Annotated in this window: 7 protein-coding genes and 1 pseudogene; 4 read left to right on the top strand and 4 right to left on the bottom strand. The window is 75.0% G+C overall.

Going from position 1 to position 7,665, the window contains the following annotated elements; genetic code table 11:
* Window positions 1-76: 76 nt before the first annotated feature.
* Window positions 77-904: a DUF4253 domain-containing protein gene (locus tag ACFU7Y_RS22405; RefSeq protein WP_380769434.1), complete on the top strand. Its 828-nt coding sequence runs from the start codon at window positions 77-79 to the stop codon at window positions 902-904.
* Window positions 905-1,111: 207 nt separating this feature from the next.
* On the top strand, window positions 1,112-1,897 hold the full coding sequence (locus tag ACFU7Y_RS22400) for a hypothetical protein (RefSeq protein ID WP_224284109.1): 786 nt from the start codon (window positions 1,112-1,114) through the stop codon (window positions 1,895-1,897).
* On the opposite strand, the gene ACFU7Y_RS22395 is transcribed toward ACFU7Y_RS22400, so the two are convergent.
* The 3 genes from ACFU7Y_RS22395 to ACFU7Y_RS22385 are packed head-to-tail and all read right to left on the bottom strand — an operon-like array spanning window position 1,894 to window position 4,904.
* The gene (locus ACFU7Y_RS22395) at window positions 1,894-2,715 is read right to left on the bottom strand and encodes an ABC transporter ATP-binding protein (protein ID WP_380769433.1); all 822 of its coding nucleotides are present in this window, start codon (window positions 2,713-2,715) and stop codon (window positions 1,894-1,896) included. The genes ACFU7Y_RS22400 and ACFU7Y_RS22395 overlap by 4 nt on opposite strands.
* Complete coding sequence (locus ACFU7Y_RS22390) at window positions 2,712-3,800, bottom strand: iron ABC transporter permease (protein WP_224284111.1); 1,089 nt, start codon at window positions 3,798-3,800, stop codon at window positions 2,712-2,714. The genes ACFU7Y_RS22395 and ACFU7Y_RS22390 overlap by 4 nt, the downstream gene beginning before the upstream one ends.
* A gap of 3 nt (window positions 3,801-3,803) precedes the next feature.
* The gene (locus ACFU7Y_RS22385) at window positions 3,804-4,904 is read right to left on the bottom strand and encodes an ABC transporter substrate-binding protein (RefSeq protein ID WP_224284112.1); all 1,101 of its coding nucleotides are present in this window, start codon (window positions 4,902-4,904) and stop codon (window positions 3,804-3,806) included.
* 234 nt (window positions 4,905-5,138) lie between these two features.
* Between ACFU7Y_RS22385 and ACFU7Y_RS22380 the strand changes: the two genes are divergently transcribed.
* Window positions 5,139-5,960 (top strand): helical backbone metal receptor, encoded by an 822-nt coding sequence (locus tag ACFU7Y_RS22380; protein ID WP_224284113.1) that lies wholly within the window; start codon window positions 5,139-5,141, stop codon window positions 5,958-5,960.
* A 50-nt stretch (window positions 5,961-6,010) separates the two neighbouring features.
* The gene (locus tag ACFU7Y_RS22375) at window positions 6,011-7,045 is read left to right on the top strand and encodes a transglycosylase SLT domain-containing protein (protein ID WP_380769432.1); all 1,035 of its coding nucleotides are present in this window, start codon (window positions 6,011-6,013) and stop codon (window positions 7,043-7,045) included.
* Between the two features lie 80 nt (window positions 7,046-7,125).
* Here ACFU7Y_RS22375 and ACFU7Y_RS22370 read toward each other — a convergent pair.
* Window positions 7,126-7,665 (bottom strand): annotated as a pseudogene (locus tag ACFU7Y_RS22370) (hypothetical protein); the annotation flags it as partial.

Below are 7,665 nucleotides of genomic sequence, written 5' to 3'. Positions count from 1 at the left end.
GGCCTGGAGACCCGTCCTCGCGCCCCCGCCCAGCCCTGCGACCGGGGCTGTCGGTGCGTACCCCTACCGTGGGCGCATGATCGGTTCGCAACTGCTCCGCACCCTGCGCGGGCGCTTCCCCGACCGCAGCGCCGAGGGCCGTACGGCGCCGCTGCTGCCGGGGCGTCAGGTCGCCCCCGCCCTGTGGGTGAGCGACGGGCCGGCGCCGGAGGGGGTGTGGCAGCGGCTGCACCGGGATCACCCGCGCTCGGGGCTGTGGCCGCTGCTGGTGGAGCCGGGCGACGACGTCCCGGTCCTCGACGGGCGGGACCTGGGGCTGGAGCCCGGGGAGCCGGGGGAGCCGGGGGAGCCGGCGCTGGACGGGTACGACCCGGCCGCCCTGCTGCGCGAATGGTGGGAGAAGGCGGTGCTGTGGTGCCCCTCGGGCGATCCGCAGGACCGGGCGGAGCTGCTGGCGGAACTGGCGCCCTTCGGCGACACCTGGCCGGGCCCGGCCCCCGCCGCGGCGCCCCGGCGGGACCCGCAGGAGTGCGCCGACCGCCTGGCCCGCCAACTGCTGCGCGCCCGGCCGGGCCTGCGGATCGGCCTGGTCCGCGCGGACGGCGGCGCCGAGGCGCTGGCCGCCTGCGGCTGGAACGGCACCAACGGCCACGGCGACAGCGGCGAGATCGCCGCCGTGCTGCGCAGCTGGCAGCAGCGCTTCGGCGCCCGGGTCGTCCAGGTGGGGACCGCCTCGCTGGAGTTGAGCGTCGCGGCGCCACCGGTCGGCCCGGGGGAGGCGTTGCTGGTGGCGGCCGAGCACGTGGCGTTCTGCCCGGACAGCCTGTCCCAGCACGGCGAGGGTCTGGCCGACTACGCCGAGGAACTGGTCGGCACCGGCAACTGGGGCTTCTGGTGGGACTGATGGGCAGCTGGGTCTTCTGGTGGGCCTGGTAGGCAGCTGGGGCGCGTCTTCCCCAGGCCGCCGCCGCATCACGCCTCCCCCCTTCGCAGCCCCTGGCCGTGATCACGCCCGCCCCGGGCCCGGGAGTGTCCGCGAACGGCGACAGTCCCGCATCAGCCCCTGGGCGTGGCCGCCGTCCTGTCGGGGGGCTCCGCTACGGTGCCGCCCATGACCTACCACCCCGCCGCCGTCGCGGATGCCGACTGGGACCGCCAACTCGCCCACGCCTTCGGCGTCCTGATCGGCCGCCCCCTCACGGAGTACGACTCCGAAGCGGTCTACGCCGCCTGCGTCACCGGCAACTACATGGAGGAGATCGACTTCCGGACCGAGCACGCCTGGGTGCGCCCGGCGGCGCTGCGCGGCGAGGAGCCGTTCGTGTCCACGCTCTACCTGTTCGACGAGGCCGAGGGCACTCCGGTCTTCGACCCGAGCACGTCCGTCTTCGAGTTCCGGCCGGCCGGCGGCACGGCGGAGTTCCCCGAGGGCTTCGTCGCCGCCGTCGAGGTCGCCTGCTTCAGCGGCCACCTCCTGCGGGGCGTCGACCTGGCCCCGCTGCTGGAGCGGTACGGCGTCGACCTCACCTCCCCCGGGTTCGCGGGCACCTGGGAGGTCCACACCGCCGTGCTCGTCTCCGACGGCACGCTCCTGGACGCCCTGCGCGCGGCCTTCGGCACCGGCCGCACCCCCGAGGAGCTGACGCCCTTCACGGCAGAGCCCGAGGAGGAGTGGGCGCAGGAGCTGGCCGCGATCCCCAACCCCGAACTACGCACCCACCTCGGCTACTTCTGCACCGACGGCGACACGGGCCTGATGCCCGTCCTGGAGGACACCACGGTCCACGGCCTGGACGACGAGGGCTGCGAGGCGGTCGCGGGCTGGGAGGACGGGCACGGCCAGGCCGAGATCACCGTCATCCGGCTGAGCGACCTCGTCGCCGGCCCGCGCCGCTAGCCAGGGCCCGCAGGGAACCACCGCCCCGGCACGGCGGCCTCCGCCGTTGCCGGGGCGCGGTGGTCGAAGGCGATCAACGGGTCGCCGGTGAGGGGGTGTTCGACCACCGCCGCCCGCACCCCGAAGACCTCGGCCAGCAGGTCGGCGGTCAGCACCTCGCGCGGTGCCCCGGAGGCCACCAGGGCGCCGCCGTGCAGGACGTGCAGCCGGTCGCAGACCGAGGCGGCGGCGTTGAGGTCGTGCAGGGCCACCAGGGTGGTGCGGCGCTGCTCCCGGAGCAGGGCGAGCAGTTCTACCTGGTGCCGGACGTCCAGGTGGTTGGTCGGCTCGTCCAGCACCAGGACGTCCGGCTGCTGGGCGAGCGCGCGGGCCAGCAGCACCCGCTGCCGTTCGCCGCCGGACAGTTGGGCGAACCGGCGGTCGGCGGCCTCGGCCATGCCGACCCGGACCAGCGCCTCGGCGGTGATCCGGTGGTCCTCGGCGTCGTCGGACGCGAAGGCCCGCTTGTAGGGTGTGCGGCCCATCGCGACCACCTCCCGAACGCTCAACTCGAAGTCCCCGCCGCGTTCCTGGGGCAGTGCCCCGATGTGCCGGGCGGACTGTGCGGGTCGCAGCTCCGCGAGGTCCCGCCCGGCCAGCAGCACCCGGCCGGCGCTGGGCCGCAGGTGCCGGTAGACGGTGCGCAGCAGGCTGGACTTGCCGCTGCCGTTGGGCCCGACCAGTCCGGCGATCTCCCCCTCCTCGGCGATAAGATTGGCCCCGGCCAGCACCGTCCGGCCGGCCAGGGCGACGCTCAGGTCCTCGACGGCGATCCTCAACTGCGCTCCAGTCGTCGGTCCAGCAGGTAGAGCAGGGTGGGGGCGCCGAGGACGGCGGTGACCACGCCGATCGGCAGTTCCTGGCCGTCCAGGGCGGTGCGGGCCACGGTGTCGACCACGACCAGCAGCAGCGCCCCGGTGAGCGCGGACAGCGGCAGCAGCCGGCGGTGGTCCCCGCCGACCAGCAGCCGGCACACGTGCGGCACCATCAGTCCGACGAAACCGATCGCCCCGGAGACGGCGACCAGCACCCCGGTGAGCACACTGGTGACGACGAAGACCTCGCGGCGCAGCCGGGTGACGTCCACGCCGAGCCCCGCGGCCGTCTCGTCGCCCATCAGCATCGCGTTGAGGCCCCGGGCGCGGGCCTGGAGCAGGGCCAGCCCGAGCGCCACGGCGACGGCGGGGACGGCGAGTTGGGCCCAGACTGCACCGCCGAGGCTGCCCATCAGCCAGAACAGCACGCCCCTGGTCTGCTGCTCGTCGCGGGTCTGCAGGACCAGGTAGCTGGTGATGCCGCCGAGGAACTGGGCGATGCCGATGCCCGCGAGGACCAGGCGCAGCGGGGAGAATCCGCCGCCGCGCCGGGCCATCAGCCAGACCAGCGAGAACGCGGCGAGCGCGCCGGCGAACGCCGCCAGGGAGACGGTGAGGCCGAGCGCGCTGCCGAAGGAGAGCTGGAGCCCGAGGGTGGTGCCGAGGACGATGGCGGCGACCGCCCCGAGCGAGGCGCCGGAGGAGATGCCGAGCAGGTAGGGGTCGGCGAGCGGGTTGCGGACCAGGGCCTGCACGGCGGTGCCGACCAGGCCGAGCCCGGCGCCCACCACGGCCGCCAACAGGGCGCGCGGAACACGCAGCTGCCAGACGATGAGGTCGCGGGCGCCGGGTTCGGGGGCCTGCCCGGTGAGCCGACGGGCGACCACCGACCAGACCTCGCCGGGCGGGACGTCGACCGAGCCGAGCGAGACGGCGGCGGTCAGCGCGAGCACCAGGGCGGCGACGAGGGCGGCGGCCAGCGGCCCGGCCCGCAGGGTGCGGGCCGGGCGGGCTTCGCCGCGATCCTTCCGAGCGATGGCCGAAGTCACCGGCTACTGCCCGTTCTTGGCGAGGTCGGGGTTCTTGACGAGGTCCGGGTGGACGGTCGCGGCGATCTGCCGGACGGCGTCGGCGTTGCGCACCCCCGCGATGGTGGTCACCTCGGAGCCGAGCCGGACGAAGTGCCCTTCCTGGACGGCCTTCAGGCCCTGGGTCGCGGGGAAGCCCTTCAGGAAGGCCTCGGCCTCGTCGAAGGCCTTGCGAGTGGCCTCCTCACTGCCCCGGTTGCGCACGGCCAGCTGGATCCAGTCCGGGTTCTCGGCGACCACGTCCTCCCAGGATCCCGGCTTGAAGTCGGCGTCGCAGTCGGCGAACACGTTGCGCGCCCCGGCCTGGGTGATCACGGCGTTGGCGACCTGCCGGCCGCAGACCGCCACCGGCTGCTTGGTACCGGCGTCGAAGTCGAAGACGAAGTAGCTCGGCCGCTGCCCCTCCGGTACGGCGGCGAGCGCGGTGCGGACCTCGCCGAGCTGCTTCTCCATCCCGGCGACCAGTTCCTCGGCCCGCGCGGCGGTCCCGGTGACGGCACCGAGCCGGCGGACGTCCTCCTCGATCCCGGCGAGGTCGGTGCGCGGCGCCTTGGCGGCCTTCGGCGTCCCGGCGCAGGCGGTGGAGAGCAGGTACACGTGCTGGATGCCGGCCGCCGCGTACTCCTCCTCGCTCGGTCCGGTGGCGCCGCCGCCCATCATCGGCATCGCGCCGAAGGTGTCCACGTAGAGGTCGGCGCCGGAGCCGAGCAGCTTCTCCTTGGCTATGCCCTTGTCCCCGAGCACCGGCACCTTGGCGCCCTGCTCGGCGAGGGCGCCGGGCAGGGTGCCCTTACCGGGCGGGAAGCCGGTGCCGATCACCCGCTCCCCGGCACCGAGTTGGAGCAGCAGCTCCAGGCTCGACGCGTTGCTGGTGACGATCCTGGCGGGCGCCTTGGCGATGGTGGTCTCCTTGCCCGCGCAGTCGGCGACCTTGACGGGGAATCCACCGCCCGGGCCGGCCTGGGCGGTGACGGAGGCACTCGATCCGCCCCCGGTCCCGCTTCCGCAGGCCGTGGCGAACAGGGCGACGGCGGCCGCGATTCCACAGACGACGCGAGGACGCATGACAACTCTCTCCTGGTCGGTGACCGTGCTCGGTGACGGTGCTGGGTGACCGTGCCCGGTGACGGTGCTGGTGCTGGTCTGGTGCTGGGTGATCGTGCTGAGGGCCCGTACTGCGGACCCGGACCAGGTAGTCGGGCGGCCGGGGCTGCGGGTTCCCGCCCGTTCGCGACCGGTTGCCGCCGGTGCGTCCACGGGCTCGTACGCCGCCGACCGCCCCCGACGTAGGCTGGCCGGATGGCCGACCCCACCGCCCCGCGCGACGACCTCGACCTCCCCGTCCGGCTCGGGCCGCGCCCGCCCCGCCGGGTGGTCTCGCTGGTGCCCTCGCTGACCGAGGCGGTCGCCGTCACCGCGCCCGGGCTGCTGGTCGGCGCCACCGACTGGTGCAGCCACCCCGCCGACCTGCCCGTCCCCCGGATCGGCGGCACCAAGAACCCGGACGTCCCGCGCATCCTCGCGCTCGCGCCGGACCTCGTCCTCGCCAACGACGAGGAGAACCGGCGCCCCGACCTGGACGCGCTGCGGGCGGCCGGCGTCCCGGTCTGGGTCACCGACATCCGCACCCTGGACGACGCCTTCCGCTCCCTGGACCGGCTGCTGACCATCGCTTGCGGGCTGCCCCGGCCGGCCTGGCTGGACGAGGCGGAGGCGGCCTGGTCCCCGGTCGGGGGCGGCAGCACTCCTCCGGAGCCCGACGGCCCGCGGACCGTCGTGCCGATCTGGCGCCGCCCGTGGATGGTCCTCGGCCGCGACACCTTCGCCGGGGATCTGCTCCGCCGCCTGGGCCTGCGGCTCGTCCACGCCGACCACCCCGAGCGCTATCCGGCCATCCCACTGCCCGAACTGCTCGCCTGCCGGGCGGAGTTGGTGGTCCTGCCGGACGAGCCGTACCGCTTCACCGCCGAGGACGGCCCGGAGGCGTTCCCCGGCACTCCGGCGGCACTGGTCAGCGGACGGCACCTGACCTGGTACGGGCCGTCGTTGGTGACCGCCCCGGCCGTGCTGCGGCGGGCCCTCGACCACCCGTCCGGTCCCGGCGGTACGGGCACCTCATAGGATGACCGCCACTCACCGGCGACCGCCGGTGACAAGTGGGGGGACCACACATGAGAGAGAGCACGACCCGGCGGACGCTGGTCCTGGTGTCCGCCGTCGCCGTCTCGACCGCCGTCCTGGCCGGTTGCGGGACCGAGCACGCCGACCAGCACCAGGACGCGTCGTCCGGCAGCACCCCGGTGGCCGCGAGCGCCTCGGCCGTCACGACACCGAGCGGGAGCCCGTCCGCGGGCACCACCCCGAGCCCGACCGCCCCGGCGAGCGCGAGCCCCGGCGCCACCCAGAGCCCGAGCGCCGGCCCGGGCAAGTCCGCAAAGCCCGCCCCGAGCACCCAGCCGGGCAGCGCCGCCAAGGCAGGTGCCGGTGCCGGCAGCCTGCCCGCGGGGGTGCCCACCCAGCCGCCGGTCGCCAAGCCCGTCGTCGTGGCCCCGGTGCCGAGCGCCAAGCCCGGCCCGGTCGCGCCCCCGCCGCCCGCGCCCGCGACCCCGCACGTGCCCCCGGCACAGAGCGGCTGCACGCCCAGCAAACCCCGGCCGGACGAAGCCAAGGAGACCGTCGGCGCGGCGCTCGCGGCGGCGGCCGGCCAGTCCCGGACGCTCAAGCTCGGCACCGGCGGCACCGACCAGCTCCCGCCGCTGCCCGTCAACCTGGTCAAGGCGATCGCCTGGCAGGAGAGCGGCTGGCAGTCCGGCATCGTCGCCTGCGACGGCGGGATCGGCACCATGCAGGTCATGCCGAACACCGTCAGCTGGATGAACGGCAAGTTCGGCACCACCTCGGACCCGGCCACCCTCACCGGGAACGTCCAGCTCGGCACCCAGCTGCTCGACTGGCTCGTCGCCTACTACGGCGACTCCTCCTTCGGCGGCAAGTACGAACTCTCCCCCGACCCGGCCACCGGCAAGACGCCGCTGCTCGACCTGGTCGTCTCCGCGTACAACGCGGGCGCGGGCAACGTGCACTACAACGCCGTCACCGACCCGGCCACCGGCGAGGTCGTCGGCAGCCTGTCCATTCCCAACCCGGCGTACGTCGCCAACGTGAAGGCCCTGATGTCCAGCCAGCCGTGGAACAAGGCCGGCTGACGCCAGGGCACCACCAAAACACGACAGGGCCCGGGACGCATGACCGCGTCCCGGGCCCTCGGCCTTACGGCCGTACGTCGTCAGCCCCGCGCGGCGGCGACGGCGGCGCCCAGCGCCTCCTTGATCCGGGGGCCGAGGCGGGCGAAGCCCAGCTCCTTCATGGCCGCTCGCAGCAGCTCCTCGTCCGTCCGCTCGACACCGTCGCCGTCCACCCACCGCACGACGGCGAGCAGCTCGTCGGCGGAGTAGGCGGTCACGGGGCGGCCGGGCGTGAAGTCCGGCTTCGCGGGACGGGCGTCGGCCTCCGGCTCGGCAGCGGGAGCCTCGGCAACGGCGGCGGGCTCGGGCTCCGTCTCGACGGCGGGCTCCTCGGCAGCGGCGGCGGGCTCCGTCTCGACGGCGAGCTCCTCGGCCTCGACCACAGGCGCCTCCACGGCAGCCTCGGCCGCAGGCTCCGTCACCTCGACGGCAACAGCCTCGGACCCGGCGACGGGCTCCTCGCCGGCGACCGCCTCGACGACGGGCTCGGGCTCGACCTCGGCAGCGACCTCGACCACCTCGGCCTCAGCCACCTCCGCCTCGACGGCAGGCTCGTCAACCTCAGCCGCAGGCTCCTCGAC

The sequence above is a fragment of the Kitasatospora sp. NPDC057542 genome (genome assembly GCF_042801945.1).
GTDB lineage: Bacteria > Actinomycetota > Actinomycetes > Streptomycetales > Streptomycetaceae > Kitasatospora.
Note: the sequence above shows the minus strand (reverse complement) of the source record. Positions and strands in the feature narration are given on the sequence as shown.